At 73.0% G+C, this 26027-nt stretch carries 31 protein-coding genes and 1 pseudogene; 17 read left to right on the top strand and 15 right to left on the bottom strand.

The annotated features are described in order from the left end of the window. Positions 1–12 precede the first annotated feature (12 nt). Positions 13–957: a nuclear transport factor 2 family protein gene (locus tag ITJ50_RS11860; protein WP_071251128.1), complete on the bottom strand. Its 945-nt coding sequence runs from the start codon at positions 955–957 to the stop codon at positions 13–15. A gap of 240 nt (positions 958–1197) precedes the next feature. Beyond that, positions 1198–1668: a MarR family winged helix-turn-helix transcriptional regulator gene (locus ITJ50_RS11855; protein WP_042541067.1), complete on the bottom strand. Its 471-nt coding sequence runs from the start codon at positions 1666–1668 to the stop codon at positions 1198–1200. Positions 1669–1731: 63 nt separating this feature from the next. On the opposite strand from ITJ50_RS11855, the gene ITJ50_RS11850 reads away from it, so the two are divergent. Both ITJ50_RS11850 and ITJ50_RS11845 read left to right on the top strand, forming a co-directional pair. Beyond that, positions 1732–2259, top strand: a complete 528-nt coding sequence (locus ITJ50_RS11850) for a phenolic acid decarboxylase (protein ID WP_017885669.1) — start codon at positions 1732–1734, stop codon at positions 2257–2259. Positions 2260–2261: 2 nt separating this feature from the next. Next, entirely contained in the window at positions 2262–3062 is an 801-nt protein-coding gene (locus ITJ50_RS11845) for an alpha/beta hydrolase (protein WP_052481948.1), read from the top strand. On the opposite strand, the gene ITJ50_RS11840 is transcribed toward ITJ50_RS11845, so the two are convergent. Both ITJ50_RS11840 and chrA read right to left on the bottom strand, forming a co-directional pair. Beyond that, on the bottom strand, positions 3040–3432 hold the full coding sequence (locus tag ITJ50_RS11840) for an arsenate reductase ArsC (RefSeq protein WP_017885667.1): 393 nt from the start codon (positions 3430–3432) through the stop codon (positions 3040–3042). The genes ITJ50_RS11845 and ITJ50_RS11840 overlap by 23 nt on opposite strands. 14 nt (positions 3433–3446) lie before the next feature. After that, the gene (gene chrA, locus ITJ50_RS11835; protein WP_194590555.1) at positions 3447–4664 is read right to left on the bottom strand and encodes a chromate efflux transporter; all 1218 of its coding nucleotides are present in this window, start codon (positions 4662–4664) and stop codon (positions 3447–3449) included. 45 nt (positions 4665–4709) lie between these two features. On the opposite strand from chrA, the gene ITJ50_RS11830 reads away from it, so the two are divergent. Continuing rightward, on the top strand, positions 4710–5378 hold the full coding sequence (locus ITJ50_RS11830) for a MarR family transcriptional regulator (RefSeq protein ID WP_194590554.1): 669 nt from the start codon (positions 4710–4712) through the stop codon (positions 5376–5378). A gap of 191 nt (positions 5379–5569) precedes the next feature. On the opposite strand, the gene ITJ50_RS11825 is transcribed toward ITJ50_RS11830, so the two are convergent. Next, a complete protein-coding gene (locus ITJ50_RS11825; protein WP_194590553.1) occupies positions 5570–6757 on the bottom strand; it encodes a glycosyltransferase in 1188 nt (395 codons plus the stop codon). 292 nt (positions 6758–7049) lie between these two features. Between ITJ50_RS11825 and ITJ50_RS11820 the strand changes: the two genes are divergently transcribed. Further along, positions 7050–7403, top strand: coding sequence for a hypothetical protein (locus tag ITJ50_RS11820; protein ID WP_194590552.1), 354 nt, complete (start codon positions 7050–7052; stop codon positions 7401–7403). Positions 7404–7428: 25 nt separating this feature from the next. Here ITJ50_RS11820 and ITJ50_RS11815 read toward each other — a convergent pair whose 3' ends face one another. Beyond that, positions 7429–7926, bottom strand: a complete 498-nt coding sequence (locus tag ITJ50_RS11815; protein ID WP_194590551.1) for a hypothetical protein — start codon at positions 7924–7926, stop codon at positions 7429–7431. A 202-nt stretch (positions 7927–8128) separates the two neighbouring features. On the opposite strand from ITJ50_RS11815, the gene ITJ50_RS11810 reads away from it, so the two are divergent. Continuing rightward, positions 8129–8443, top strand: coding sequence for a hypothetical protein (locus tag ITJ50_RS11810; RefSeq protein WP_152427129.1), 315 nt, complete (start codon positions 8129–8131; stop codon positions 8441–8443). A gap of 35 nt (positions 8444–8478) precedes the next feature. Here ITJ50_RS11810 and ITJ50_RS11805 read toward each other — a convergent pair whose 3' ends face one another. After that, positions 8479–8808, bottom strand: a complete 330-nt coding sequence (locus ITJ50_RS11805) for a hypothetical protein (RefSeq protein WP_017885660.1) — start codon at positions 8806–8808, stop codon at positions 8479–8481. Between the two features lie 106 nt (positions 8809–8914). Between ITJ50_RS11805 and ITJ50_RS17915 the strand changes: the two genes are divergently transcribed. Together ITJ50_RS17915 and ITJ50_RS11795 are read left to right on the top strand one after the other, a co-directional pair. Beyond that, positions 8915–9871 carry an AraC family transcriptional regulator gene (locus ITJ50_RS17915; RefSeq protein ID WP_194590550.1) on the top strand — a complete coding sequence of 319 codons (957 nt, stop codon included), beginning with the start codon at positions 8915–8917 and terminating at the stop codon, positions 9869–9871. Positions 9872–10006: 135 nt separating this feature from the next. Then, complete coding sequence (locus ITJ50_RS11795) at positions 10007–10624, top strand: acyltransferase (protein ID WP_194590549.1); 618 nt, start codon at positions 10007–10009, stop codon at positions 10622–10624. 230 nt (positions 10625–10854) lie between these two features. On the opposite strand, the gene ITJ50_RS11790 is transcribed toward ITJ50_RS11795, so the two are convergent. Both ITJ50_RS11790 and ITJ50_RS11785 read right to left on the bottom strand, forming a co-directional pair. Then, complete coding sequence (locus ITJ50_RS11790; protein WP_194590548.1) at positions 10855–11802, bottom strand: methyltransferase family protein; 948 nt, start codon at positions 11800–11802, stop codon at positions 10855–10857. 115 nt (positions 11803–11917) lie between these two features. Further along, the gene (locus tag ITJ50_RS11785) at positions 11918–12064 is read right to left on the bottom strand and encodes a hypothetical protein (RefSeq protein WP_156155412.1); all 147 of its coding nucleotides are present in this window, start codon (positions 12062–12064) and stop codon (positions 11918–11920) included. A gap of 114 nt (positions 12065–12178) precedes the next feature. On the opposite strand from ITJ50_RS11785, the pseudogene ITJ50_RS17910 reads away from it, so the two are divergent. The 3 genes and pseudogenes from ITJ50_RS17910 to ITJ50_RS11775 form a co-directional block, all read left to right on the top strand. Further along, positions 12179–12271, top strand: a pseudogene (locus tag ITJ50_RS17910) (DUF3140 domain-containing protein); the annotation flags it as partial. 70 nt (positions 12272–12341) lie between these two features. Further along, complete coding sequence (locus tag ITJ50_RS17655; protein ID WP_323749911.1) at positions 12342–12518, top strand: DUF3140 domain-containing protein; 177 nt, start codon at positions 12342–12344, stop codon at positions 12516–12518. A gap of 23 nt (positions 12519–12541) precedes the next feature. Beyond that, positions 12542–12757, top strand: a complete 216-nt coding sequence (locus ITJ50_RS11775) for a hypothetical protein (protein ID WP_139179681.1) — start codon at positions 12542–12544, stop codon at positions 12755–12757. Positions 12758–12784: 27 nt separating this feature from the next. Here the strand turns inward: ITJ50_RS11775 and ITJ50_RS11770 are convergent, their stop codons facing one another. Both ITJ50_RS11770 and ITJ50_RS11765 read right to left on the bottom strand, forming a co-directional pair. Continuing rightward, on the bottom strand, positions 12785–13642 hold the full coding sequence (locus tag ITJ50_RS11770; RefSeq protein ID WP_194590547.1) for a family 16 glycosylhydrolase: 858 nt from the start codon (positions 13640–13642) through the stop codon (positions 12785–12787). Between the two features lie 152 nt (positions 13643–13794). After that, positions 13795–14055, bottom strand: coding sequence for a hypothetical protein (locus ITJ50_RS11765; RefSeq protein WP_017885652.1), 261 nt, complete (start codon positions 14053–14055; stop codon positions 13795–13797). Between the two features lie 75 nt (positions 14056–14130). Between ITJ50_RS11765 and ITJ50_RS11760 the strand changes: the two genes are divergently transcribed. Continuing rightward, complete coding sequence (locus ITJ50_RS11760; protein ID WP_194590546.1) at positions 14131–15090, top strand: SDR family NAD(P)-dependent oxidoreductase; 960 nt, start codon at positions 14131–14133, stop codon at positions 15088–15090. 202 nt (positions 15091–15292) lie between these two features. Here the strand turns inward: ITJ50_RS11760 and ITJ50_RS11755 are convergent, their stop codons facing one another. Continuing rightward, positions 15293–16519 carry a cobalamin-independent methionine synthase II family protein gene (locus ITJ50_RS11755; RefSeq protein ID WP_194590545.1) on the bottom strand — a complete coding sequence of 409 codons (1227 nt, stop codon included), beginning with the start codon at positions 16517–16519 and terminating at the stop codon, positions 15293–15295. 382 nt (positions 16520–16901) lie between these two features. Here ITJ50_RS11755 and ITJ50_RS11750 point away from each other — a divergent pair, with 382 nt between their 5' ends. After that, the gene (locus ITJ50_RS11750) at positions 16902–17723 is read left to right on the top strand and encodes a DUF1684 domain-containing protein (RefSeq protein ID WP_051067345.1); all 822 of its coding nucleotides are present in this window, start codon (positions 16902–16904) and stop codon (positions 17721–17723) included. A gap of 120 nt (positions 17724–17843) precedes the next feature. Further along, entirely contained in the window at positions 17844–18866 is a 1023-nt protein-coding gene (locus ITJ50_RS11745; protein WP_027465426.1) for a transporter, read from the top strand. Between the two features lie 69 nt (positions 18867–18935). Here the strand turns inward: ITJ50_RS11745 and ITJ50_RS11740 are convergent, their stop codons facing one another. Beyond that, positions 18936–19496 carry a histidine phosphatase family protein gene (locus tag ITJ50_RS11740; RefSeq protein ID WP_194590543.1) on the bottom strand — a complete coding sequence of 187 codons (561 nt, stop codon included), beginning with the start codon at positions 19494–19496 and terminating at the stop codon, positions 18936–18938. Between the two features lie 155 nt (positions 19497–19651). On the opposite strand from ITJ50_RS11740, the gene ITJ50_RS11735 reads away from it, so the two are divergent. The 3 genes from ITJ50_RS11735 (at position 19652) to ITJ50_RS11725 (ending at position 23638) form a co-directional block, all read left to right on the top strand. Continuing rightward, a complete protein-coding gene (locus ITJ50_RS11735) occupies positions 19652–20632 on the top strand; it encodes a hypothetical protein (RefSeq protein WP_017885640.1) in 981 nt (326 codons plus the stop codon). Between the two features lie 79 nt (positions 20633–20711). Continuing rightward, positions 20712–22091: an alpha/beta fold hydrolase gene (locus ITJ50_RS11730; protein ID WP_056068427.1), complete on the top strand. Its 1380-nt coding sequence runs from the start codon at positions 20712–20714 to the stop codon at positions 22089–22091. Continuing rightward, positions 22088–23638 (top strand): GMC family oxidoreductase, encoded by a 1551-nt coding sequence (locus tag ITJ50_RS11725; RefSeq protein WP_071251089.1) that lies wholly within the window; start codon positions 22088–22090, stop codon positions 23636–23638. The genes ITJ50_RS11730 and ITJ50_RS11725 overlap by 4 nt, the downstream gene beginning before the upstream one ends. A 28-nt stretch (positions 23639–23666) precedes the next feature. Here the strand turns inward: ITJ50_RS11725 and ITJ50_RS11720 are convergent, their stop codons facing one another. Together ITJ50_RS11720 and ITJ50_RS11715 are read right to left on the bottom strand one after the other, a co-directional pair. After that, positions 23667–24233 carry a GIY-YIG nuclease family protein gene (locus tag ITJ50_RS11720; RefSeq protein ID WP_194590542.1) on the bottom strand — a complete coding sequence of 189 codons (567 nt, stop codon included), beginning with the start codon at positions 24231–24233 and terminating at the stop codon, positions 23667–23669. Positions 24234–24358: 125 nt separating this feature from the next. Next, on the bottom strand, positions 24359–25204 hold the full coding sequence (locus ITJ50_RS11715; RefSeq protein WP_017885636.1) for a siderophore-interacting protein: 846 nt from the start codon (positions 25202–25204) through the stop codon (positions 24359–24361). Between the two features lie 84 nt (positions 25205–25288). Between ITJ50_RS11715 and ITJ50_RS11710 the strand changes: the two genes are divergently transcribed. Then, positions 25289–25972, top strand: coding sequence for a heme oxygenase (biliverdin-producing) (locus ITJ50_RS11710; RefSeq protein WP_194590541.1), 684 nt, complete (start codon positions 25289–25291; stop codon positions 25970–25972). Positions 25973–26027: the final 55 nt, after the last annotated feature.

Raw genomic sequence — 26027 nt, 5'->3', positions numbered from 1 at the left:
CGCTGCCCGGTCTCAGCTCGTCGGGACGACGTCCCAGTGCTCGCGGATCAGGTTGCCGTCCACCCGGAACAGGTCGGCTGCGCCGAACGGTGCGTCGGCCTTCGCCCCGACCTGCTTCGAGAACGTCCACACCAGGTCGCCGTCGGCCAGCGAGATGACGGACTCCTGCTTCGGCAGACCCTGCGCGGCACTGCCGGCGAAGAACTGCTTGAGCGCGGCGGTGCCGTTCGCGGCGACCGAGTTGTGCTGCAGGTACGCCGGGTCGAACTTCTCGTCCAGCACGGACACGTCGTGGTCGCGGAACAGCCGGTTGTACGCGGTCACCGCGAGCACCCGGTTGTGCTCCTCCTGCCGCTCGGTCAGGTGGTGGTCACGCTTGGCGGCCGGGTACAGGTCGCTGAACATGCTGTTCGTGTTGCCGCTGGCCGGCGTGCCCGTCGGGACCGTCTGCCGGAGCGCCCACCACTCGCTGATGCGGCCGTTGCGCATGCGGAACAGGTCGACGGCGGCGTCACCGGTGCGTTCGTCCTTCGGCTTCGCGGTGATCTGCCAGTGCACGGCCACCAGGTCGGCGTCACCGGCGATGTGCTTGATCACGGCGTGGGCGCCGGGGACCCGGGCGCGGTCGGCGGTGAACTCGGCGAGCAGTGCAGCTGGACCCGAGGTGCTCTTCGCGCCGTGGGCGACGGCACCCGATGCCACGGCGGTCCGGGCTGCAGCGCGTGCCGTCGCCGAGGCGGGGGAGCGGAAGGCGCACCGGAACAGGTGCCGGACGGTGGCCTCGTTGCGCTGCTCGGCGCGACGGTCGAGCCGCGAGACGGCCGTGCCGCCCTCGGTGGTCCGCGCCGCGCGGGACACCGTGTGGTGCGCGGAGGTCGTGGTGGTGGAGGTGTGGAGGGGTGCCGCCACGGCCGGGCCGGCCACGAGCGACACGGCGATGGCGACCGGAGCTGCCACCGCGCACGCCTTGGCGATGATGGGGAGAAGTGATGTCGTCTGCACGGCAGAACGATGGAACCGGTCCCTGGGGGCCGCCGCGCGCCCTGGAGCCGTCGCGTGCTGCGACCGTGACCGACTTCTCAGGCGCGGTGCGGGCCTCCCGGGTGGTCTGCGAACACCCTGCCAGGGTGACCCGCTCCCGCTGGTGATCGACGAGCCGGACCTGTGCGACGGCTCACGCGCACTGTCAGCCGATCCCTACGCTCCGGGCTCCTCGATGGTCAGACGGAGCTCGGCGAGGACGGGCAGCGCGGCGCGCAGCGCGTCGACCCCGTCCGGGCCCAGGCGTTCGAGTGCGCCGACCAGGACGTGCTCGGCCGAGGCGTCGTAGACCCGGAGCCGCTCGGACGCGAGCTCGGTCAGGGCGATCTCGGTGCTGCGGCCGTCGCCGGTGGCGAGCCGCCGGTGGACGAGCCCGCCGCGCTCCATCGCGGTGACGAGGTTGCTGACCGTGGAGCGGGCGAGGCCGAGGGACCGGCCGAGCGCCGTCGGCGTGAGCCACCCGGCCTCGTCGAGGCGTCGCAGCACCTCGATCTGGGCGTCGGGCAGTTCCGGCAGCGCACCGTCACGGCGTGACGCGTTCAGCAGGGTGCGGCGGAACGGGCCGACCTGGTCGCTGAGCCGCCGAGCGATGTCCCGGAGTCCTGCGGTGTCGTGCTCGCTGCCCATGTCCTCAGCTTAGGTCCTCGAAAAAGGTTTGCAACAAAACTATGTTTGGCGCAGGATGGGTGCATGACGATCACCACCTCAGTCGCACAGCCCGTCCCGTCGCAGGACCTCTCCGGCATCGTCGGACACCGGTTCATCTACACGTACGCCAACGGCTGGCAGTACGAGATGTACGTCAAGAACGCCACCACCATCGACTACCGCATCCACTCCGGCATGGTCGGCGGGCGCTGGGTCAAGGACCAGCAGGTCGACCTCGTGGTGCTCACCGCCGGCGTCTACAAGGTGTCGTGGAACGAGCCCACCGGCACGAGCGTCGTCGTGACCGTGGTGCCGGGGGAGCGCGTGCTGCACGGCACGATCTTCTTCCCGCACTGGGTCGAGGAGGACGGCAGCAAGACCGTGCTGTTCCAGAACGACCACCTGGACCGGATGCGCGAGTACCGCGACGCCGGCCCCACCTACCCGATCTACGTCGTCCCCGAGTTCGCCCACATCACCCTGTTCGAGTTCGTCGGCCAGGACGACGAGACCGTCGTCGACACCGCGCCCGCCGACCTGCCGGCCGGGTTCGCCGACCGGAGCAACTGAGCGTGACTGCGGAACGTCCGCTGGAGCGTGCCCTGACGAGCATCCGGCTCGAGCACCGGGGCGGGGCGCTCCGGGGGTGGGAGTACCACCCGGCGTCGGTGCCCGCGGCTGCCGGCGGCTCGGTGCTGTTCGTGCACGGGTTCGGTGACTCGTCGATCGGTCCGCGCCAGCTCTTCGTGCAGGCCGCGACCGCCTTGACCGACAGCGGTCTGACGGTCCGCTCCTACGACCGTCTCGGGCACGGCACGAGCGACGGACGCTTCGCGGACATCTCGATCGGCGACGAGGTCGAGCAGGTCGTCACGATGATCCGGGCGTTCTCGGCCGACCAGGGGGCACCGATCCACGTCGTCGCCCACAGCCTGGGCGCCGTCGAGTCGGCGATGGCGGCGGCGAGGGTCCCCGACCTGGTGCGGAGCCTGACCCTGTGGTCGCCGGCCGGGGTCGTGGTCGACGACATCGCCGTGCACGACACCATCCAGGGGCAGCCGCTCGCGCCCGTCCGCGACCGCGGCTGGTTCGACTTCGCTGGGACCGCCCTCGGGCGCGGGTTCGTCGACGAGGTCCGGGACGGACTCGACGTCTACGCCCAGGCGCGCGGGTACGACGGGCCGGTCGACGTGCTGCACGGTACCGCCGACGAGATCGTCCCGGTCGAGTACGGCCGGCGCTACGGCGAACTGCTCAGCGGGGCGACGTTCACCGCGGTCGAGGGTGCGGACCACGTCTGGTCGTCGGTCCCGTGGCGCGAGCAGCTCGTCGACCGCCTGCTCGAGCGCGTCAGGGAGCGGTCCGGGCGATGAGGTCCTGCACCCGCGCACGCACGTCGTCGCGGATCGGCCGGACGGCGTCGAGGTCGAGCCCTGCGGGGTCCGGGAGCTCCCAGTCCTCGTAGCGTTTGCCCGGGAACACCGGGCAGGCGTCCCCGCAGCCCATCGTGATGACGACGTCGGCGGCACGGACGGCGTCGGTGCGGAGCAGGGCGGGCTGCTCGCCCCGGATGTCGATGCCCTCCTCGAGCATCGCCTCGACGACCACGGGGTTGAGCTGGTCGGCCGGTTCGGAGCCGGCGCTCCGGACGTCGACGCGGTCACCGGCCAGGTGCTGCAGGAAGCCGGCGGCCATCTGGGAACGGCCGGCGTTGTGGACGCAGACGAACAGGACGGTGGGCATGCGGGGTGCTCCGATCAGAGGACGACGGCGCCGAGCAGGCCGGCTCCGATGACGACGGCCCACGGGGGAGCGGACCAGCGGGTGAGGGCGGTGAAGGCAGCCACGGCGAGCGCCAGTGCGGGGGCCGAGCGGACCCCCTCGGTGATGACCGGGTCCCAGAGCGCTGCGGCGAGGAGCCCGACGACCCCCGCGTTCACGCCGGCGAGCACGCGTCGGGCCCACGGCAGGGCGCGGAGCACGTGCCAGAACGGCAGTGCGCCGATGACCAGGAGCGCGGCGGGCAGGAAGATCGCGACGAGTGCGACGGTTGCGCCGAGGACCCCGCCGGGGCTGCCGTGGGCGACGGCGCCGAGGTACGCGGCGAAGGTGAACAGCGGCCCGGGTACGGCCTGTGCGGCGCCGTACCCGGCCAGGAAGTCGGCGTGCCCCACCAGGTGTGTGGCCACTGTCTGCGACTCGAGCAGCGGCAGGACGACGTGGCCGCCGCCGAAGACGAGCGAGCCCGCCTGCGCGAAGACCCCGAACAGGCGCACGGCACCGGTGCCGTTCGCGGCGATCGGGGCCGCGACGAGCAGGGCGGCGAACGCGACGAGCGCCGACACCGCGACCCAGCGGGGGAGCCGGACGGCGCCGCCCGTGTCGGTGGCGCCTGCATCCACGCCCACGCCCACGGCGACGACGCCGCGGAGCCACACGGCGCCGACCACACCGCACACCGCGATCACCGCGACCTGCGGCCCCGGGCCGGGGACGAGCAGCACCACGATCGCGGCTGCGGCAGCGACGGTCGCCCGTCGGCGGTCCGGCGTGAGCGAGCGCGCCATGCCGAGCACCGCCTGCGCCACCACCGCGGCTGCGGCGGCCTGCAGCCCGAGCAGCCACCCGGCGCCGGCCAGGTCGGGCGTGCCGGACACGAGCAGGGCGAACGCGACGAGCAGCACCGCGGACGGCAGCGTGAACCCGCACCAGGCGGCGAGGAGTCCGAGCAGCCCGGCGCGCTGCAGGCCGAGTGCCATCCCGACCTGGCTCGACGCCGGCCCGGGCAGGAACTGGCAGAGCGCGACGAGGTCGGCGTAGGCGTCGTCGCCCAGCCACCGCCGACGCACCACGAAGGTTTCTCGGAAGTACCCGAGGTGCGCGACCGGCCCGCCGAACGAGGTCAGCCCGAGCCGCAGGAACACCAGGAACACCGAGGCAGCGGACGATCGCAGGGGCTCGGGGCTCGTCGTCACCCGCCCATCTTGACGACGGCAGATGGTTCAGTCAACATTGAACTGATGAACATGCGGCAGCAGGACCTCGAGCAGCGCGCGGCGCAGCACGCGGCCATCGGCGACGTCGCACGCCTGGCGGTCGTCGACCTGCTCGCGGCCTCCGACGCCAGCCCGAGCGAGGTCCGGGCCGCCCTCGGCCTGTCCGGCCCGCTCCTCGCGCACCACCTGCGCGTCCTCGAGCAGGCCGGGCTGGTCACGCGGCGCCGCTCGGACGGCGACGGCCGTCGCAGCTACCTGCACCTCGAACCGAGCGGTGTTCCGCACGGGGCGGCGGCGGTGCCGGGCCCGGTGTCGCGCGTGCTGTTCGTCTGCACCGGCAACTCCGCGCGCTCCCCGCTGGCCGCGGGCGTCTGGGCGCAGGTCAGCGAGATCGGTTCCCTGTCCGGCGGGACGCGTCCCGCCCCCGCCATCGTCCCCGGCGCGGTCGCCGTCGGTGCGCGCCACGGCCTCGACCTCGGCGACCACGTCCCGCGGTCCTTCCACGACGTCGTCGCCGACGGCGACCTGGTCGTCACGGTCTGCGACCGTGCGCACGAGTCGATCGACGACGGTGACAGCCTGCACTGGTCACTGCCGAACCCCTCGCGCACCGGCACGCCGGACGCGTACGAGGCCACCTACGCGGACCTCCGGTCCCGCGCCACGGCGCTCGCTGCGCGCCTCGCCGCCTGACGCGGCCCCACGAACGGAACGCCCCGATGAGATCCCCCCTCCTCATCGGGGCGTTCTCCCTGTGCCGTGGTCGGCACGCACCGCCGGGCGGGAGGCTCGGGGCGGGCCCGCACCGTGCCTCCCGTCCGTCCCGTGGCGGCCCCACGGCCGAGCGCGTCGCCGCGGGGACCGCGCGCTCCGGGACGGTGCGCTCAGGGACCGCAGCGACCCGCGACGAGCCCGAGGACCTGCTCGGTGTGGCGTTCCGCCGTCGCGAGTCGGGCGTGCGCGATCGCGGCGTCGGTGTGCGGTCGCAGCAGGTCCCGGTCCGAGGCGAGTTCGATGATCGTCGTGGCGAGCCCGAACGCGGTCTCGTCGTCCGTCAGGACGGCGGCGGATCCGAACTCGCTCGCCAGACGGATGTCGGAGACGATGACCGGACGGTGGTCGCGGAACGCCTCGAGCGCGGTCATCGGCTGGCCGTCGTGCTCGAGCGAGCAGATGACCGCCGCGTGCCCGCAGAGCAGCAGGTCGTGGACGCCCTGCAGGGACAGGCGCCCGTGCACGCGCACCGACACCGGCGTGCGCGTCGGTGGGACGGTCCCGCCGGCGACGTCGACCCGGACCGCGTGTGCCCCCAACCGGATCTCGACCAGCCGGATCGCGTTGAAGAGCACGTCGAGGCGCTTGTCCGGCGTGAACCGCGACGCCCAGACGAGCCGGAGCGGGCCGAGCTCCGGCGGTGGTGGCGGTGTCACCGTGCGGTTCCCGATGGCGTTGGGCACGACGTGCACCTCGTCCAGGCCGGCGGCACGCAGGACTCCTGCCTGTCGGGTGGTCGAGGTGACGACGACGTCGGCGGCCGCGGAGACGGCGACGGCCATCCTGCGGCGCGCGTCCTCCATGGGGTGGCCGCCGACGCGGTGTCGGCCGGTCCGGAGCCCGGTCACGACGCGGTGGGCACGACGTGCCAGGGGCGCGAACGCCGCGGCGGTCCGCCCGCGGATCGGAGCGGAACCGTGCACGGTGTGGATCGTCGGCAGCCCGAGCGAGCGCGCCGTGGTCAGGGCTGCGGCGGCGAGACCGAAGTCCGAGTGGGTGACGACGAGACCGATCCGTTCCTCGAGCATCACCGTGCCGAGGTGCCGACGCACCCGCACCGAGTTGCGGACCACCGGCAGGTCCGCCCCCGGGACGCTGATCGACGGCTCGACCTCGAGCAGGCGCACACCGGACTTCCGCAGGTCGGCAGTGTCGCTCGTCGGGGGAGTCGCCACCCAGACGACGTGTCCGGACGCGGCGAACGCCTTCGCCTGCTGGACCAGGGCGGCTCGTTCGCCGCGCATCGCCGACAGCGGGAAGTCGCTCACGAGCAGGACGGTGACCTTCGCAGCTGCCACGTCAGCTGCCGGGCCCGATCAGGGGTGTGGTCTGACGAGGGGTGCGCATGCGGTCTCTCACGGTTCGTGGCAGGACGGGGTGTTCGGAACCGTAGGGGTTCAGAAGACGATCGTCTAGTGAACTCGCCCACCGGCTGAGCGCCCCTTCACGACACCCCGGGCGGACGTCCAGCCGCCGGTGCGCCACCGGATTCGGACCAGACGGCGTCCTCGCACCGTCGCGGCGACTACCGTCGGGAACGGCCGGCCCCGATCGCGGGCAGCCACCGGCCAGGGGACGACGGGGGACACCATGCACCAGCGCACCACCACCACGCTCGCGACGCTCACCGCGACGATCACGCTGGCGGTGACGCTCAGCGGGTGCACGGTGACGACGTCGACTTCGACCGCTTCGTCCTCGCGGACCGTCACGCCGGAGGCCTTCGAACAGGTCGTCGTCGACGCGCTGGCGGACATCTCGGACGCGACGCCCGAGGTCGACTGCGGCGAGGACGACATCGCGATCGAGGACGGCGCCGAGGTGCACTGCGACGTGAACACCGCGGGCTACGACGTGGTCTACGACTCGGTGTCCACCATCAGCACCGACGGGGGCGACGAATACCACGTGGACGTGGAGGTGGCCGACCAGCCCAAGGGCTGACCGGCCACGGCAGGGTGTCCGGCGACTAGCGGTCGGACGCCTCGACGACGCAGCTCTCGACCTGCTGGGCGGCCTCGGAGTCGTCGGCGAACGGCGTCGGCGCGTCCGAGGTGGTGGTCGACTCGTCGGCCACGGCCTGCTTCGCGACGTCGTTCACGGCGTACAGCGGACCGTCGAAGTCGTCGGCCGTGGGGTCGGCGGTGGTCGCCCAGACGGTGATCTCGTCGTCGTTCGAGTCGTTGCTGTCCGCCGGGACGATCGCCGCACCGAGGTACCAGCCGCCGTCGCCCTCCTGGACGTTCGCGAACTCGGTGGTGTCGTGTGACCCGACCGCCTCGTCGATCATGTCGACGGTGGCACTCGCGGCAACGTCGCACTGCGCCGACTGGGACTTCTGCTCGGAGCCGGGCACCTTGCCGACGGGGTCGATGTTCTGCGCTCCGCCGGGGTCGCAGGCGGTGAGCAGCAGGGCTACGGTGGCGGCGCCGAACAGCGCCGTGACGGTCTTCGCTCGCGTGGACATGGGCCAGAACGTAGGCCGCTCGCGGTGGGCGACGGTTCAGGGGGAGCGTCCCCCGACACCGGTCACCCGGCACCGACCGGCCGGGCGCCGCGTACCCCGTTCTGTCCGCGAAGATGTGTGCGTGGCCCGACGGCGGCCTACCGTGGCACCGGATCAGGGAACCGTCACCGCGGCGGATGCTCCTCTTCACCAGGGAGCAACGTTGAAGTACGTGAACTACGCGGGCACCGTCCGTGTCCTGACGAGCGACTCGATCGCCGAAGCGGTGATCCGGTACGCGGCCGCGCTGCACCAGAGCCGACTGAGCGACGTCGTGTCGATCCCCACCGCCGACGACTTCGGGGTGGCGAGCACCGTCGAGGTGTTGCTGGCCCCGGGTGTCCCGGTCGCGGTGGAGCCCGCACCCGACGACGACCTCGAACCCGAGGGCGAAGCGTTCCTGCTCGAGGTCGCGCGCCGCACCGAAGCGGTGCTCGCCGTGGACACGAGCGCCGAGCCGCCGGACTTCGGGCGCTAGTCCAGCGGTCCACCTCCCCGCGCCCGCAGGCCCTGCTAGGCCACGGGCCCCTCGGTCAGGTCCGACCGGGTGTCCGCGTGGATCACCTCGTCGTGCTCGAACGTCAGTGCGGCGGCACGCAACCGCTCGACGAAGTCCGCGTCCTCGCGCTCGAGCTCGTCCTCGTCGGCATCGGCGACGACGAGCTGGCTCGACGGGCCGATGAGCACCTTGGTGGTCGTCATGGTGCCGTCCGCCGCCACCGAGGGGATCGCGACGGTGTCCGCCCGGTTGCCGCCGGCCAGGGCCGCGGCGTACTCGATCACGGCATCGGCCACGTCGTCGCTCGTCAGGATCGTCGAGCGGTCGTACTGGATCTGCTTCATGTGGCGACCTCCTGGAGCACAGCAAACAGTGCCCTCGCTGGTCGCCGTACAGGAACCCGGCGCGTCGCTCGTTGCGCGGACGCCGAGATCTCGGGAGGATCGTCACGTGCCCGAGACGATGCACCGCCTGCTGCGGGAGATCCAGACCGTCGAGCCGTCGGTCGCGGCCGAGGCCCTGGCTCGGACGCACACCACGCACGACCTGTCGGTCGAGCCGACGGACGCCGAGTTCGTCTTCGAGGAACGGATCCGCGGGACGTCGCTGCTGTCGCTCGAGTCCACCCGCTGCACGGGCGACCTGCGCGGAGCGATCGAGCCGGGCAGCGAGATGATGATCGTCTGGATGAAGTCGGGCGTCGCGCAGCTCGACGGCGAGCCGGTGCAGATCGGCCGCCCGATGCTGTTCCGGCAGGGCCCGCAGCGCTTCCGGTGGATCGACTGCAACAAGGACGTCCTGCGCATCGACCGCGCGATCGTCGAGCAGGTCGCAGCGGAGCGTGGGGACTGGGCCCCGGGCCCGCTCGAGTTCCGTCCGCGGCACGTCCCCGAGGGCGCACCGCTGGCGGCCTGGTGGCTGATGGTCCGGTCCGTCGCCCAGGAGGTCCTGGCCGGACCGGAGACCGTGCGGGTCGAGCGTGAGCGGGAACTCGCCCGCTTCGCGGCCGGTGGCCTGCTCACCGCCATCCCGCACTGGCCTGTGGGCCAGCACGAACCGGTCGTGGCCGCCACGGCCCGGTTCGCCCGAGCCGAGACGTTCCTGCTCGAGCACGCCACCGAACCGATCAGCGTCGACGACGTCGCCGAGGCCGCCGGCCTGAGCGTGCGCGGCGTGCAGGCGGCGTTCCAGCGCCACCACGGCATCACCCCGACGATGTACCTGCGTCGGATCCGGCTGCTGCTCGCGCGCGAACAGCTCGAGTCCGGAGACGGCCGGAGCGTCGCCGAGATCGCCCGTGCCACCGGGTTCGCCCACCTGGGCCGGTTCGCGGGGAGCTACCGCGAGGAGTTCGGCGAGCTGCCCCGGCAGACGGCGTCCACCGCCCGCGACGGCGCACGCGCGTAGCCGGGCCGGCGCGCGGCCGCCGAGCGGCGCGGCCCCGCAAGAATCCCGCAACCGCCCGTCGTCCGGCCGATCGCCGACGGTCGTCGTCCTACGGTGGCGCTGCACGGACACGCAGCCACGACGACTGGAGACCACATGGCCGGCTCAGCAGCACTACCCGTCCCGACCTCGGCACCTGCCCCGGCGGTCCCTGCCCCGTCGACGTTCGGTCGGCGGCTCGTCGAGGACGCCGCACACGCCAGGGAACACCTGCTCTTCACCGCCGTGCTCGGGTCGGCGCTGCTGCCGCGGATCGTGCGGCGGCTCCTGCTGCTCGTCGCCGGGGCCCGCGCGGAGTCCGGTGTGGGCGCCGGGTTCTCGCTGACGGGCGATCCCAGGCACCTGACGATCGGCCGGGGCGTGTTCTGCAACCGGAACGTCACCGTCGAGGCCGTGGCACCCGTGACGATCGGTGCGAACACCGCGATCGGCATGCAGGTGCTCATCATGACGAGCCACCACGACATCGACGCCGACGGCCGGTGGAACGACGTCCCGACGGGCCGCCCGGTCCTCATCGAGGAGCACGTCTGGATCGGCGGTCGGGCAACGATCCTGCCGGGGGCGCACATCGAGCACGACGTCGTGGTCGCAGCCGGCGCCGTGGTGGTCGGCCGCCTGGCGGCGCACGGCGTCTACGCCGGCGTCCCCGCCAAGCGGATCCGTGCGCTCGCCCCGTCCGCGCGGCCGCCGGTGGTGGACCCGGCCGGCTGACGGACAGGAGGCCCGTGGCGGCGCCGCCTGGCGCCTCCAGGCCGGTGTCGGTGCCGGTCCGGACACGCCGGCGTGTCGTCGAGACGCCGCCCCGTCGTCGAGACGCCGCCCCGTCGTCGAGACGCCGGCGTGTCGTCGAGACGCCGCCCCGTCGTCGAGACGCCGCCGGAAACGGAGGCGTCTCGACGACCCGGCGGCGCCGAACGACGACGCCGGCGTCGTTAAACCGCTCAGCGGCGCGACGAGGTGAGCGGCACCGAGCCCACCCGAGCGGGGATCGGCCACCGAGGCACCCAGCAGCGCACCTGCTCGGCGTACCGGCGGAAGTCGTCGCCGAACCGCTCGTCGAGGTCGGCTTCCTCGAGCGGTCGGACGATGCAGTTCCACACGACGGAACCCGCGACCGCGTAGACGACGACCAGCCACGACGACAGCAGCAGGCCGACGGCGACGCCCTGGGTGATGCCGGCCAGGGCCATCGGGTTCCGCACCGAACGGTACGGCCCCGCGACGACCAGGCGGTTCGCCGTCGCTGAGGGCAGCGGGGTGCCGCCGCCCTTCGTCGACATGGCCGCCGCCGACGCGATGCCGAGTGCGCTCGCCAGCAGGAGCACGACCACCCCGAGGACGGTCGAGGCGCTCACCAGGGGAACGGGCGGGTCCGGGTGCAGGCCCCATCGGTGCTCCGCGAACGCGATGACCAGGGGGAACACCCCGAGGAACAGACCCCAGAACACGACGATCTGCAGCACGGTCGCGGCGACGTGCCGGGACCGCGGGGCGTCGGCGTCGGCGGTGCGGATCCGCAGCGGGCCGCTCGTCACCCACTCGGTCGGGATCCGTCCGAGCAGCACGAGACCGAGCGCGAGCACCGAGCCGATCGTGGCCGCGAGCATGATCAGCACGCCCCAGCCGGCCTCGCCGGTGGCCGTTGCCCAGACGGCGAGCGCGCAGAGCACCACGGCGGTCCATCCCGTCGTGACGACCGCGGCGGCCCGGACACCGGCGGCGGCGAGGGCCGAGGCCACGACGAACAACGGGACGTCGAGGACGGCGACGAGCACCGGGTCGACCGAACCGAGCGTGGTGGTCCGGACCCACGGCAGCGTGGCGACGGCGATCCACCAGGCCGCTCCGCCGACGGCTTGCAGCGCGTAGTACCGCCGGCCCCAGGACATGGGTGCACGGTAGCAGTGCCGGCGACGGCGACTGCGGCGGCGACAGGCCGTGCCTGGCGGGCCTGGCGGGCCGGGTGTCTGGACCGGGCCGTGCGTGCCGTCGCCGGGTGCCGGCTCAGCCGGTGTGGTTGATCTGTCCGAGCCAGCGGCCGAAGGACGGGGTGCGCTCGTCGTGCAGCTTCGGCAGGACGGTCGTCTGCAGGCACGTCCGCTCGTCGGTGACGATCCGGGTGCCGGTGCTCTCGTGGAGGTCGACGCTCATGGTGGGCTCCTTCGTGGTCAGTGGAGAGTTCGACACCGCGCGGGGTCGTTCCATTCCCATCTGACCCGGCCCGCACTGCGCAGTCGTCCAGGACCGACGGGTTGTCTCGACCGCATGAGCGAGCACGACGACGAGCAGACCCGGGCCGACTTCGACGACGCGGTGAACATGACCGCCACCGAGCTGCGGAGGTGGCTCGACACCGACGAGTCGAAGTCCGTCGGGCAGAAGCCCTCCGGCGGCGGCGAGTCGACCCGGGCACGAGAGCGGTCGGCACATCATCCGCATCCTCCAGAAGCGCAAGGCCGACCGGACCGAGGACGACCTGGCGCACATGCGGAAGGTCGTCGGCTACGTCGCCCGGCACGCGGAGCAGCGCCCCGACGGCGACGTGCACGACACCCCGTGGCGGTACTCGCTCATGAACTGGGGACACGACCCGGAGAAGCACTGACGGCATCGGGCAGAATGGGTGACGTGAACGAGACGGGCATGCCGCGCTTCCGACGGATCTGGTCGACCGTGCAGGTCGGTGTCCTCGCGATCGCCGTCGTGTTCTGCGTCGTGATGCTCGTGATCGGACAGGGCAAGCTCGACCGGGTGTACGCGGTCGCCGCGGTGTTCTTCGGACTCGCCCTGGTCGGGCACAGCACCTACCTGTGGCTCGTCGCCCGGGCGAACCGTCGTCCCTGACACGCTCCTGCTCCGGCGCGACCCCGGCTAGGCGTTCTGGTGGACCCGCAGCCAGTCGACGGTCATCTGCTGCGGGAACTGCGTCGAGTCGTCGGGCGGCCCGGGCCACGTGCCGCCGACCGCGACGTTGAGGATGACGAAGAACGGCTTGTCGAAGACCCACGGGTTCGACCCCACGTCGTCGCGGGTGAGGGTCCGGTACGCGACACCGTCGACCGTCCAGGTGATCGAACCGGGGCGCCAGTCGACCCCGTACACGTGGAAGTCGTCGGCGAACGCTGCGCCGGACGGAGCCGTGTACGACGCCGAGATGCCCTGGGCACCGGAGTACCCGGGCCCGTGCACCGTGCCGTGCACGATCCCCGGCTCGTACCCGACGTTCTCCATGACGTCGATCTCCCCGCACGCGGGCCAGCCGACCTGCCCGATGTCGGCGCCGAGCATCCAGAACGCCGGCCAGATGCCCTGCCCCCGAGGGATCCGGATCCGCGCCTCGATGCGGCCGTACTGCGCGGTGGAGGTGCCTTCGGACTTCAGCCGGGCCGAGGTGTACGAGCCGTCGGCTTCGCGCTGTGCGGTGATGACGAGGTTGCCCGCGCCGTCGAGCGCCGCGTTCCGCCGCGAGTCCGTGTAGGTCTCCAGTTCGGCGTTTCCCCAGCCGCCGGCACCCAGGTCGTACCGCCAGACCGCCGGGTTCGGTGCACTGCCGGCCGGGCCGTCGAACTCGTCGGCGGCGAGCAGGACGGGTTCGGCAGTCGGGGCCGCAGCCCCGGTCGCCGCCTGCGCCGACCCGTCCGCGCCGATCGCCGTGACGCCGAGCGCGGTGGCGGCAGCGCCTGCGAGTCCGAGCGACACGAAGCGCCGTCGATCGATGTGCTGGTCCAAGTCGTGCTCCCTGCAGCGCGGCGGTGGTGTGGTCGTCGGATCATGCACCATCGGGGCGCGTCTGACCAGGGTCTGACCGTGTTCGGTCCACACCGCGCACACCGCGCACACCGCGCACACCGCGCACACCGCGGCCGGCGCTGACGGACCCGTCAGCCGAAGCGCAGTGCCAGCGGCACGAGCAACCCGGCGACCCAGACGAGCACCATCACGAGGGCGCCGATCGCGATGAACCGTCGGCGGCGCCGCAGCTTCGGGCTCCGCTCTTCGCCCCACATCTGCGCACGCACGAGCACCCGGTTCGCCTGCTCGACGACCTTCCGCACCTCGGGGTCGTCGACGTCGAGGGCACCGGAGCGGGCGTGTTCGGCGATGACCGCGGCTTCGTCGACGGTCAGGTCGTCCTTGCGCATGCTCCATCTTCGCACCGTGCCCAGGGGTACGGCCCGGCTGTGCGGGAACGGACCGACGACGGGTACCAAGGACGCATGGGACATCGGTACCGCGGGAAGATCGTCGTCATCACCGGAGCATCGAGCGGCATCGGGAGGGCCGCCGCACACGAGTTCGCCCGGCAGGGCGCCACACTCGTGCTCGCCGCGCGCGGGCACGACTCGCTCGAGGCCGCTGCCGCCGAGTGCCGGAAGCTCGGCGCCGAGGCGATCGCGATCCCGACGGACGTCGCCGACGAGCGCCAGGTCAAGGACCTCATCGGCACCGTAACGACGCGCTTCGGTCGCATCGACGTCTTCGTCGGCAACGCGGCGCTGTTCGTCTACGGCCTGTTCGAGCAGACCCCCACCGAGGCGTTCAAGCGCGTCGTCAACACGAACCTCTACGGGCACCTCAACGCCATCACGCACCTGCTGCCGCACTGGAAGCAGCGCGGGAAGGGCACCTACGTGCTGGTCGGCTCGATCCAGTCGCTGCTGTCCGCCCCGTACCAGTCGGCGTACGTGACGAGCAAGCACGCGGCGCTCGGCCTGGTCGACGTGCTCGGCGACGAGTTCGCGGGCACCGGCATCAGGTTCACCGCCCTGCTGCCGTCCACGATCGACACCCCGATCTACCAGAACGGCGCCAACTACACCGGCAAGAACTCGCACCCGCTGCCGCCCACCGTCTCGGTCGAGCGTGCCGGCCGTGCGGTGGTGCACGCCGCCACGCACCCCAAGCGCTACCGCTTCGTCGGGCGACTGCAGGCATCGCTCGTGCCGCTGCAGTACGTGTTCCCGGGCCTGTTCCACAAGATCACGAAGCCGATGGTGGAGACGTTCGCGCTCCGCGGCAAGGGCGCCCCGACCGACGGCAACCTCTACGCCCCCGCCGACGCCGCGAACGCGACGGACGGCGGCTGGGTCGCGAAGCGACGGCGCGTCACGCGCCCGGTGCTGTGGGCCGGAGCGCTCGTGGCGATCGCGGCCGTCGCCCTGGGCCGACGCCGCTGACGGACTGGAGGCCCGGTGCCAGCTGGCACGGGGCCTCCAGTCCGCTCGTGCGTGCGCCCGGATCCGGGCGTACCTGCCGGACCCGGGCATACCTGCCGGACCCGGGCGTACCCGCACGAAACGGGCGTCCCTGCCGTGTTCTTCGTGGCAGGTACGCCCGATCTCGCCAGGGATCGCAGCCGTTCTGGGAAGGAACGGGCGGCTAGAAGAGCTTCGCGCTCGCGCGCCGGGCACCCTCGCCGAGCGACTCGAGCTTCGCCGCGGCGATCTGCGGGTGCACCCGTCCGCCCAGGCCACAGTCGGTGCTGGCGATGACACGCTCGCGTCCGACGACCGAGGCGAACCGCTCGATGCGCTGCGAGACCAGGTCGGGGTGCTCGACGACGTTCGTGGCGTGGCTGACGACGCCCGGGACGATGACCTTGCCCTCGGGCAGGGTGACGTCCTGCCAGACGGTCCACTCGTGCTCGTGGCGGGCGTTCGCGGCCTCGAACGAGTACGCGCCGGCGTCGATGTCGAGCATCAGGTCGACGATGTGGCGGAGCTCGATGTCGGTGGTGTGCGGGCCGTGCCAGGACCCCCAGCACAGGTGGAAGCGCACCCGGCTCGTGTCGAGGCCGCGGAGCGCGTGGTTGAGCGCCTCGACGCGGATGCGGGTGAAGGCCCGGTAGTCCTCGATGCTCGGCTCGGGGTTGATCTGGTCCCAGTTCTCGGCGATCGAGGGGTCGTCGATCTGCAGCACGAGGCCGGCGTCGAGGACCGTCGTGTACTCCTCGCGCAGAGCATCGGCCCAGGCCCAGATGTGTTCTTCCTCGGTCGCGTAGTACTCGTTCGCGATGCGGGCGGCCGAACCGGGGGAGAGTGCCGTGATGAAGCCGTTGTCCGCGCCGGCGGCCTCGACCGCGTGCTCGAGGTTCGCGGCGTCGGTGGCCGCGGCCTCGTGTCCGGTGTAGGTGATCGGGCCGGTGGTGGTCGGGAACGCGGTGGCGTTCTTGCCGGTGCCGATGCCCGACTCGGGGTCCGTGTAGGCGTCGTGGAAGATCGTCCAGTCGCGGCGGTCCGGGAAGCTCGTCAGCCGGATGTTCCCCGGGGTGGACCGGACCGGCTGCTGCGAGAAGATGTTCTCGTCGGTCAGGCTCAGGCCGCTGACGCGCTGGAACGAGTAGCCCCACCAGGCGCCGTAGTCGACGCTGTTCGACATCGCCTTCCCGAACTCGCCGTCGCCGGGCTGCGTGATGCCGAGCGCGGTCTGCCGTGCGACGACGTCGTCGACGGCCGCGCTCGTCAGGGCCCGGACCTCGTCGGTGGTCTCGAGCGTGAAGCCGTCGGCGGCGACGGGCCGCGCGGCGTTCGCGGCGATGAGCTCGGGGGTCCGGGGGAGCGATCCGGCGGTGGTGGCCTGGATGCGGTCGGTGTTCTCGAAGGGCATGCGCTGCCTTCCTCTCGATGGGGACGGACTGTCGGGAGTCGGGGGCCGCGCGCGAGGCTTCGCGGTGCGCTGCAGTGCCACTCTGCCACGAGGGATCGGGCCCGTTACGTTCCGCGACTGTGGATGCGTGCGGACGTCGAACGACATGGCCGACGTCGTCCGACACCGACTCGGTCGCTCGTTGCGCGCGCGGACGGTTACAGGCGCGTGCGAACGACAGGGTCGATGTCGTGCGACGTCGACGCTGTCGTTCCGCATCGCGCCGCCCGCGCCGCCGCGCATCGCGCCGCCCAGCCCGCCGCCCGCCCCGCCCCGCGCACGCCCGCCGACGCACGGGGACACGATCGTCGCGCCGCCGGGCCGCCCGTCGTACGGTCGACCCATGAGCACGACGAACCCGACCACCCCGGCCGCTCCGACCTTCGCCGGAGCGTGGACCGCCTGGCACGACGACCACGAACAGGCCCGGGCGAGCGAACACGGGTTCCTCGCGATCACCAGCATCCGTTGGCTCACCGCCACGCCGGAACGCTTCGAGGACGCACCCGGCAGCTGGTCGACGGACGAGGACGGCCCGGTGGTCGCACTGGCCGAGGACGAGACGATCGAGGTCGACGGGCAGCACGTCAGCGGGACGCACCGGTTCGGCCCGCTGCCGGAGCGCTCGAGTACGAACGTGGTGTGGCGCGACGGCGACGAGACCGTGGTGATCGAGGTCGCCCGGCGCGGCGGCAGCGACCTGCTGCGTCCGCGGCACCCCTCGAACCCGACGCGCGTCGCGTACCGCGGCACCCCCGCGTACGCACCCACCGAACGCTTCGTCGTGGACGCCCACTTCGAGCCGTTCGACACCCCGCGCGAGGTCACCGTCGGCAGCGTCGTCGACGGCCTGCTGCACGTCTACGAGGCCCCCGGCGTCCTGACGTTCGACCTCGACGGGCCACGGTCGCTCCTGGCGTTCAACGGGCACGCCGGCGGCCTGCACGTGCTGTTCACCGACCGCACGAGCGGGGTCACGACGTACGCGGCGAACCGGAGTCTCGACATCGCCGCACCGGATGCCGACGGTGCCACCCGCATCGACTTCAACCGGTCGACGAACCTGCCGTGCGCGTACACCCCGCACGCGACCTGCCCGCTGCCGCCCGCCGAGAACCGGCTCGACGTGGCGATCGAGGCGGGCGAGCAGCTGCCCGCCGCCTGACCGCGGAGCACGCACGGCCCGCCGAGCACACACGGCCCGCGGGCACGCACGCCCCGCCGCGCACGCCCGGCCCCAGCCGCGCACCGGCGCAGCCAACCCGTCCACGAGAATAGGGGAGCCATGCCACGACCCACTTCCCGCATCCCGCTCAACACCCTCGCCGTCCCGTTCGGCCTCGCCGGCTTCGCCGAGACGTGGTCGTACGCCGCCCCCGTGCTGCACCTGCCCACCGTGGTGCCGCAGGTGTTCTGGGCGATCGCGGCCGTCGCGTGGGTGTGGCTGCTCGGGGCGCACGCCGTCCGGGGCGCACGCGTCAGCGAACGGCTGGTCGACCAGCTCCGCCACCCGGCCCAGGGGCCGATCGCCGCGCTCGTCCCCGCGACCGCGATGCTGCTCGGCGTCGACCTCGCGCGGTTCGCCCCCGTCGCCGGGCAGGTCGTCGTGCTCGCCGCCGTGGCCACCGCTGCCGGGTTCGCCGCCTGGCTGCTGAGCACCTGGTTCGAGGGCCGGCTCGCCCTGGAGTCCGTGCACGGCGGCTACCTGCTGCCGACCGTCGCCGCGGCCCTGGTCGCCTCGGTCGCCACGCACGAGGTCGGCGTCGGCTGGCTGTCCTGGCCGGCCCTCGGCGTCGGCGTGTTCTTCTGGGGCGTGATGACCGGCCTGCTGCTCATCCGGCTGGCGTTCCGACCGGCGCTGCCGGGGCCGCTCGTGCCGACGATGGCGATCCTGGTCGCGCCGCCGGCGGTCGCCACCCTGTCGGTGTTCGCCCTCACCGACGGTGCTGTGACCCTGCCCGTGCAGGCCATCGCGGGCCTCGGCGTCCTGATGGTCCTCGTGCAGCTGGCCCTGCTGCCGCGGTACGTCCGCCTGGCGTTCTCGCTCGGGTTCTGGTCGTTCGTGTTCCCGGCCGCCGCGGTCGCCACCGCCGCAGTGGAGTGGTTCCGGGCACTCGCGCTGCCGTCCGCCTGGATCCCCACCGCCGCGTTGCTGGCGCTGCTGAGCGTGCTCGTCGCGGTCGTCGGTGCCCGCTCCATCGGCCTCGCCGTGCACCACCTGCTCGGGCAGGCCGAGCGGACCCTGCACGACGCCGACGACGAGGACGCCGCTCCCGGCCCCGTGACGGGCGCGACGCGCGTGGTCTGACGAGCGCGGCGGTCGGGCCGCGAAGGCGGCGGACGGGAGGCCCGTGGCGGCCCCGCCCCGGGCCTCCCGTCAGGGCGCGGGGACGCGTCTCCAGTCGCTGGTCGCCCGCCAGGCGGGCGCGTCGAAGTGGAAGACGCTGCCCATGCCGGGTTGGTCGAGGGCGCGCGTGATCGGGACGCCGCGCAGGTGGGCCAGGAGCAGCGCGCCGACCGCACCGTGCGACACGATCGTGACGTCGCCGGTGGCGCAGTGCCGGCGGACGGCCGCGACGATGCGCTCCTGCGCGTCGACCGCCCGTTCCCAGCCGCGGACCGACTGCTCGGGCTCGGCGAAGAACGCGTCGACGACGGCCTCGAACTCGGACGGCGGCAGGTAGCCGGTCGCGCTCCGGTCGATCTCGCCGAGCAGGGGGTCCTGCTCGACGGGCAGCTCGACGGCGAGGGCGAGCAGATCGGCGGTCTCGACGGCCTTGCGTTCGGTGCTCGAGACGATGCGGCGGGAGTCCGGGGTCCACGCGAACGGGTGCGCGGCCCTGGCCCGTGCGCGGCCCTCGTGCGACAGCCCCCACGACTCGATCGGGACCGCGGGGTCGACCACCACTTCAGCGTGGGTCAGGAACGACGAGACCATCCGGCGATCCTCGCACGGTGCGCGCCCGCCCCTGGCCCAGTCTGGTGCGAGGTTGCCGGCTCCGTGCCGCCCTGTTCCACCGCACCGAGAGGGCAACCTCGCACCGAGCAATGCCGGCCGCGGCGGGTGTCGGTGGTCGTTCCTAGCGTGGTGGCGTGGCCGAACCCGTCGATGCGTGGTGGCGCCGCCGACAGTGGTCGCGCGGCGAAGCGGTGCCGTACGCCGTCGGACAGTTCCGCGCCGACTGGGCGCCGTACCCGGTGCTCATCCGGCAGTACCACCCCGACTGGAACCACGGCGTCGTCCTGACCCAGGTCCCCCCGGCGGCCGAGGTCCTGCTCACCTGGGAGTGCGACGTCGGGCACGTCTTCGTGGCGACCCCGTCCGAACAGCGGTCCCGTCCGGGCCGTGAGCGCCGCCGCTCCGTCTGGTGCCCCGAGTGCGCGGTGCAGGCGCAGCCGCAGCGGTGGCCGGTGCTGCCGTCGGACTGGCCCCAGGCGGTCCCCGTGCCGCAGCGGGTCGTCCGGAGCGCGGGACGACAGACGCTGCCCGCGGCTCCGGTGCGCGGGGTCCCGGCCGGCGCCGTCGCGTCGAGCCGTTCCCGGTCCCGTCGGCCCGTCGCCGGGTCGGCCGGTGGGGCGCCACGGCGGAGCGCCCAGTCCGTTCCCCGCACGATCTGCCCGAAGACCCCGCGGCTGCCGTCGGGTGAGTCGTTCACGAGCGTCTGCGCCCCGGCGACGGCCTCGGCGGTCGAGGCCGAGCTCCGGGGCATGCTGTCCGAGCGGTTCGCGTTCACCTACGACCACTCCGCGATCCGGCTCGACCGCCCGTTCTTCGACCACGTCGAGGCCTGGCCGGACATCATCCTGCCCGAGCTGCGCGTCGCCATCGAGTACGACTCCACCGGGCGGCACGGGCTCGAGCACGTCGGCCCGCGGCAGGAGACCGACCGGAAGAAGGACCGCGCCGTCCGCGCCGTGGGGTGGGAGGTCGTCCGCATCCGCACCGGACGGCTGCCGGCGCTCGGCCCGCACGACCTGCAGGTGTCGGGCATCTCCGGCCGCACCGTCGATCGCCTGGCGGACACCCTGCGTGATCTCCGGGGCGCCCTGTTCGTCGACGCGTACGCCCGGTGACGCCGTCGATCGGGGTACACGCACGACCCGGCGGGGTACGGCCCGGCTGGGAGCGGCCGCAAGGGACGGGTAGGCATACATGGTGACCACCGTCTTCTGTCTCCACGCCCTCGGCGCGAGTTCCGAGGAGTTCGCGCTGCTGCGCGCCGAACTCGTCGGCGACCTCGACCTGATCGGCATCGACCTGCCCGGCTTCGGCCGCAGCCCGGCGTCGTCCGGCACCACCGTCGAGGAGATGGCCGTCCTGGTGGAGCGCGCGATCGGCGCGAGCGGCTCGACCGAATGGGTACTCCTCGGGCACTCGATGGGCGGCAAGGTCGCCACGGTGGTCGCCGACCGGACGATCTCCGGTGCGAACGGTCTGTTCGGCCTGCGTGCCGTGGTGCTCCTCGCCGCGTCCCCGCTCGCCCCGGAGCCGATGGACGAGGACCGCCGCCGGTCCATGCTGTCGTGGGCGGCCGACGGCCCGATCAGCGCCGACGACGCCGAGGAGTTCGTCGCCGCGAACACGGCGTCGGCCCTCGCACCGTCGCGCCACACGGCGGCGGTGCGAGACGTCGAGCGGACCGACCCCGAGGCCTGGCGGGACTGGCTGACCCGCGGCAGCCGTGAAGACTGGTCCGACGCGGCGCCGAACCCGGTGCCCGCCCTCGTGCTCGCCGGTGCCGAGGACGGCGACCTCGATGCCGACGCCCAGCGCCGCCTGACCGTGCCGCACTGGCCGAACAACGAGCTCCACGTCGTCGACGGCGCCGCCCACCTGCTGCCGTGGGAGCAGCCCGAGGCCGTGGCCGCGCGCATCCGCGACTTCTGGCAACGCCGGGTCGCTGGGTCACCGGTCGTCCCCGTGGAGCACGCCCGCGTGATCGCCTCGCCGCGGGTCAGCGCCCGCACCCGGGGCCTGCTCGCCGCTCGTGCCCTGCCCGATGACCCGGCGGCCGCACCGCAGGCCCTCACCCCGACGCAGCTGGACACCCTCCGCGCGGTCGCCAGGATCGTCGTCCCGCAGCCCGGTTCCGACCAGGTCGACCTGGCGCTGCGGGTCGACGCGCAGCTCGCCGCCGGGCTCGGCGACGGCTGGCGACCCGACGGGCTGCCGGTGGACGCCGAGGCTTACCGTGCCGCGCTCGACGTCCTCGCCGCACCCGCCCGCGATGGTGCGCTCGACCAGGCGCTCGAGGCCGTGGCGGTGGGTCGGTACCGCGCCGACGGTGGCCTCGACGCCGAACAGCTGCGTGCGTGGTTCGAGGACGCCAGCGTCGACCTGGTGAAGCACTGGCTCGCGCACCCCGCCACCATGGCCGCCATCGACTTCGACGGCTACGCGAACGGTGGCGACGGCGTCCGCAAGCAGGGCTTCCGACTGTTCGCGGCGGGGGAGCGCGAGGCCTGGGAGCCCGAAGCCCCCGCACCCCACACCACGATCGACACCGCACCGACGACCGGAGCTGCACGATGAGACTCGACGGACAACGCACGTACGGCACGGACGGCGTCGTCGACGTGGTGGTGGTCGGCACCGGAGCCGGCGGAGCCCCGCTCCTCGCATCGCTGGCCCGCCGTGGCCTGACGGTCGTCGCGCTCGAGGCCGGCCGCAACACCGAGCCGGGCGACCACGTGCCGGACGAGGTCGCCGCCCCCGGTGACATCAACTGGATGGACGAGCGGCTGAGCGGTGGCGGAGCCCCGACGGCCTTCGGTCCGAACAACAGCGGGACGGGTGTCGGCGGTTCGACGCTGCACTGGGGCGCGTTCACCCCGCGGCCGAGCGCCCACGACCTGCGGCTCCGCACCGAGAGCGGCGAAGGGCAGGACTGGCCGATCAGCCACGCCGAGCTCACCGGATGGATCGAGCAGGTCGAGCACGACGTCGGTGTCGCCGGTCCCGAGCACTACCCGTGGGACCCGTCCCGCCGCTACCGGATGCGCCCGCCGGCCCGGAACGCTTCTTCGGACATGATGATGCGCGGCACCGCTGCCGCAGGGATCACCGCGACCGATGCCCCGGTCGGGCTGACCACCGAGGACCGCCACCAGGAGCACCACGGGCTGCGCCAGGCCTGCGTGTCCTGCGGGTCGTGCCACCAGGGGTGCCGCAACGGTGCGAAGGTGTCGATGGACACGACCTACCTGCCGGCGGCCGTGGCCTTCGGTGCCGAGATCCGACCGGAGTCCTTCGTGCACGGCATCGAGCTCGACTCGAGTGGTCGCGTCGAGGCGGTCGTGTACACCGCGGGTGGGCGCGAGCACCGCCAGCGCTGCCGGTCCCTGGTCCTCGCCGCGGGCGGTGTCGAGACCCCGCGGCTGCTGCTGCACACCGGTGTCGCGAACGGCAGCGGGCAGGTCGGTCGCAACTTCACCGCGCACGGAGCCACCCAGGTGTGGGCGCGGTTCGACGAGTCGATGCGTTCGTACCGCGGGTACCCGTCGTCGATCATCACCGAGGACTTCGTGCGGCCCGCGGACGCCGACTTCGCCGGCGGCTACCTCATCCAGAGCCTGGGCGCGCAGCCGCAGACCTTCGCCACGTCGCTGGTCCGAGGCGGCGGACTCCGCGGCGCAGAACTCGTCCGGGCGCTGCACGACTACCCGTTCTCGGCCGGCGTCGGCATCAACGCCGAGTGCCTGCCGTACGACGACAACCGCCTCCAGCTGACCGACGAACTCGACGAGCACGGTGTCCCGCGTGCGCGGGTCTCGTTCACCCCGGGCTCGAACGAAGAGGCGATCCGCCGCCACGCGGTCCGCACGATGACGACCATCGTCGAGGCTGCTGGCGGTCAGGACGTCCGGGTGCTCGAACGCACGGCGCACACCATCGGCACCGCGCGGATGGGCACCGACCGCGAGACCTCCGTCGTCGACCAGGACGGCCGCTCGTGGGACGTCCCGAACCTGTGGATCGCTGACAACTCGGTGTTCCCGAGCGCGGTCATCGCGAACCCGGCGCTGACGATCATGGCGCTCTCGCTCCGCACCGCGGACCGCATGCTGCAGGCCGCCTGAGCAGGAGCCCCGACCGCCCGGTCGGGGCTCAGCCCCGCAAGGCGAGCGCCTCGCTCGTCCACCGGGCGTGCAGGTCCCACGGGTCGTCGACTCCGGCGGCGACGATGTCCACGTGGGCGAGCAGCTCCGGCGTCACCCGGAACCACTCGGTACCCGGGTACCGGCTGGCCGCGAACGTGGCGTGCCGCCGGCGCTCGAGCGTCCGGTCACCGAGCTCGAACGCCAGCAGGTCCTGGTGCGGGATGGCCGCGAGCCGCTGCCGGGGGTTCATCGTCGTGCCGATCTTGATGCGGTCGCCGAAGTCGTCGCGCATGCGCAGGTAGTAGACGACGTCGACCCGTGGGGGAGCCAGATCGCCGTCGGGTACCTCGCCCCACCGCCACTCGCATCGGGCGCACACCGCACCGGAGGGGTAGCGCACCCCGATCCGGGACGCGCACACCGGACACGGGCCGGGCAGGGCGTCCTCGACGCCGGGGTGCTCGGCGGCGAGGTCGGCGACCAACGCGACGTGCGCACCGCACAGGGGGACGCCCGCGAGTCCGTCCGCGAGGACGCCTGCGCAACCCGGGACGCAGCACGACGAGGTGACCATGCGCCGAACGCTAGCCGGATCCACCGACGCGCCCCGGGCCTCCCGGCCGTTGCGCGCGCCGGGCGTGCCGGGCGTCCCTGGTCGAATCGGGCGTACCGACCTAGAACGGGCACGCAGGCCCGCCGTCAGTCGGTGAAGATCACCCCGACCGGCTCGCGCTTCTCCTCCTGGAACTCGTCCTCGCCACGACCGAGCGCCCAGTACGCCGACAGCGACATCTCGCGTTTCTCCAGCCCCCAGTCGTCCTGCAGCAGTCGACGGATCGCCTTCATCGCGGTCCGCTCGCCGTGCGCGAAGACCTGGACCGGCCGGGAGGCACGCGGCAGCCCGCGGGCCGTCTCCAGCAGGAGCGTGCCCGGCTGTGCGCCGGTGGCGTCCCGGTGCAGCCACCGCAGGTCGACCCCGGCCGGGCGCCGGAGGTCCTGCTCGTCCGCCGGCCCGGCCACCTCGACCAGCGCGACCCCGGTGGCGGTGTCGGGCATCGACTCGAGTGCGGCCCCGATCGCGGGCAGGGCGCTGTCGTCACCGAGCAGCACGTGCGTGAAGGCCGGGTCGGTGGTCGGTGCGTAGCCGCCGCCGGGTCCGGACAGGGCGATCCGGTCGCCGGGCTGCGCGGACGCTGCCCAGGGACCGGCGAGGCCCGCGTCGCCGTGCACGACGAAGTCGATCGCGATCGTCCGCGTGGTGTGGTCGACGGCGCGCACGGTGTAGGTGCGGCGGGCGGGGCGGTCGTGCTTCGGCAGGGTCTCGCGCAGGGCCTCGAGGTCGTACGGCGGCACGAGCCCCAGCGACGGCTTCGCGAGCAGGAGCTTCACGTACTTGTCGGTGGCGGCGAGGCGGTCGGGGTCGGCCTGGGCGACGAAGTCCTCGAACGCCGAGCCGCCCAGGTGCACGCGCACCATGTGGGGCGAGAGTCGCTCGGTGCGGTCGACGACGAAGACGTGCTGCTGGCGTTTGGGTTTCGAGCTCATCGTGGGGGAGCTTCCTCTCGGAGGTTCGGCGTCACCTGGGTGATCCCTGCTTGACGCGCGCATCAGTAAGGTTAGCCTTACCTCATGGACTCGACCGTCATCCCGTTCTCCGAGCTGCTGCGGCGACGCACGCGGCGCTCGCACGGTGCCTCGGCCACGAGCGGCTTCATGCAGGACCTGCTCGGCGGCGACTGCGACGTCGCCGACTACGCGGACCTGCTCGGACAGTACGCCTTCGTGTACGACGCGCTCGAGCGGGCGGCGGAGCGCATGGCCGACCACCCCGTGGCGGCGCCGTTCGTCACCGCGCAGCTCACCCGGATGCCGGCGATCCGCGCCGACCTGGAGTACCTGATCGGCCCGGACTGGTCCGAGCTGGTGTGCCCGCTGCCCGCGACGACCGCGTACGTGCGACGGCTGAACGAGGTCGCGGCCGAGTGGCCCGGCGGCTTCGTGGCACACCACTACACGCGGTACCTCGGCGACGTGTCCGGCGGGCACGTGATCGGGCAGGTGCTGGCGGAGCGGTTCGGGTTCGACACGAACGGGATCCTCTTCTACATCTTCGACCAGGTCGCCGACCCGAGCGACTTCGAGCACACCTACCGGGCCCAGCTCGACGCCGCGCCGTGGTCGGCCGACGAGCAGGAACGGGTGATCGCCGAGGTCGAGCTGGCCTACGAGCTGAACCGCGGGCTGCTCGTCGGCCTCGATGCCCGACGTGCGCCGTTCCGGCAGGAGCCGGGCGGGGCCTCCGTCCCGGCCTGACGCGGCAGCGGCAGCCCGGCACCGGGCCCGGACCCCGCCCCGCGTCCGTCCGGAC

This window comes from Curtobacterium sp. VKM Ac-2889 (assembly GCF_015350855.1).
Lineage (GTDB): Bacteria > Actinomycetota > Actinomycetes > Actinomycetales > Microbacteriaceae > Curtobacterium > Curtobacterium poinsettiae.
This window is presented reverse-complemented; position numbering and strand designations above follow the sequence as displayed.